Below are 1,430 nucleotides of genomic sequence, written 5' to 3' on the forward strand. Positions count from 1 at the left end.
ATCCCGTCAGCGCCCACCATAATTTTTGATATTGACTTCTGAAAAGAAGTACAGCAGTGCAGCGGTAGTTCAGTTGGTTAGAATATCGGCCTGTCACGCCGAGGGTCGCGGGTTCGAGCCCCGTCCGCTGCGCCATTTTCTTGGCTCCCTGTTTAAGAAAATGTTTGTTTTAACAAGTATGTTTATACTTGCTTCTCTGAAACGAGAGTTAATTAGAAAAATTAAAGATTTTTTTCTTGCACTCGGACAAAGCTTTGCTTTGTTTATCTTCGTTCAGGGCGCTTAGCTCAGTTGGTAGAGCGTCTGCCTTACAAGCAGAATGTCGGCGGTTCGATCCCGTCAGCGCCCACCATATCCCATCATCTTAAAAATCAATTCATTGTAATCACTTCAAGCTTGATTTATCATGTGCCGCGATAATCATTCTAATATTGAAGTCATTTATTATGAAAAATCCATATCAACGCAAGGCTGCGTCGAAATCTCAAACTACGATATCCAATTCACCGCCTAAACAGCTTTATCGCCAGTTTATTGAAAATATTATTGTCCAGCGTCGTGTGGTTGCCCTGTATCATGAGGGTTGGGCACTATGTGCAACGCCAACAGGACAGCATGCCATGTCTATTTGGCAGAACAAGGGAATGGCAAAATTACTGATCAAGGACAATTGGGCCAATTACGAGGTTCAAGAATTGCCCTTGATGGCATTCATTGAAAAGATGATTCCTTTTTTAAAGGAAAATAACACCATACTTTCTCTGGACCTAACGCCTGAGGGGAATAACCTACTGGTTAGCCCTGATTCATTATTATTGGATATTAAGAATTTTCTGTATCAGCTCTATTTGCAGCGCCCAGAGGTTTTTGCTGAGTTGCAGTTGCCGTTACCACGGGACATTCGCCTGCATCAATAAGCAATAAGATAAAATTGATAGGGATAACCCTGTCAATACTCATCCAGTAACCAGCCACTTGCGTAGGCAAAATACTCCCTTAGCCATGCATTATAACGTGTGGCTAAAGGTGTGGTGGCACCCAGCATGCTGATATGGCGATATCCCTGTTTTCGCGCAATTGCGGCCGCCCGCAGTGTATGGAAATCACTGGTCACGATTGCAATTGGTTGCTGGATATTAATGTGTTGTGCCTGCAACAAAGGCTGACTATTTTGAAGATTCAGCTCAGTGCTGGTGCTCTTATCCTCCAAAAGTATTTGCGAGGCGGGAATATGGTGCTTCTGCTGTAGATAGCTGGACATCACCTCAGCCTCACTTTGGGTTTCACCAAAATCAATACCTCCTGTCAAAACCAGTTTGGCATCAGGTTGGGCCAGGGCCACTGGTGCAGCTCGATCAAGTCGCTTGGCAAGGGTGGCGGATGGCTGCCCATTTTCAACACCACTACCCAACACAATAATTGCCCGTACT

At 44.7% G+C, this 1,430-nt stretch carries 2 protein-coding genes and 2 tRNA genes; 3 read left to right on the forward strand and 1 reads right to left on the reverse strand.

From position 1 onward, the window contains the following. Positions 1–58: 58 nt before the first annotated feature. The 3 genes from B4H32_RS11715 to B4H32_RS11725 all read left to right on the forward strand — a co-directional run bounded on the left by B4H32_RS11715 (position 59) and on the right by B4H32_RS11725 (position 917). Positions 59–135, forward strand: a tRNA-Asp gene (locus B4H32_RS11715). A 141-nt stretch (positions 136–276) separates the two neighbouring features. After that, positions 277–352: transfer RNA gene (locus B4H32_RS11720), tRNA-Val, on the forward strand. Positions 353–446: 94 nt separating this feature from the next. Beyond that, positions 447–917, forward strand: coding sequence for a DUF2750 domain-containing protein (locus B4H32_RS11725; RefSeq protein ID WP_004678249.1), 471 nt, complete (start codon positions 447–449; stop codon positions 915–917). A 32-nt stretch (positions 918–949) separates the two neighbouring features. On the opposite strand, the gene B4H32_RS11730 is transcribed toward B4H32_RS11725, so the two are convergent. Next, positions 950–1,430 (reverse strand): YdcF family protein (locus B4H32_RS11730; protein WP_286803211.1); only part of this gene is annotated, 481 nt, incomplete at its 5' end.

This window comes from Acinetobacter sp. UBA2063, assembly GCF_002333245.1.
In the GTDB taxonomy this organism is placed as follows: Bacteria; Pseudomonadota; Gammaproteobacteria; order Pseudomonadales; family Moraxellaceae; genus Acinetobacter; species Acinetobacter parvus.

Coding starts and splice junctions, on each gene's coding strand:
- B4H32_RS11725 (WP_004678249.1), top strand. CDS start 447: ATGAAAAATCCATATCAACGCAAGGCTGCGTCGAAATCTCAAACTACG.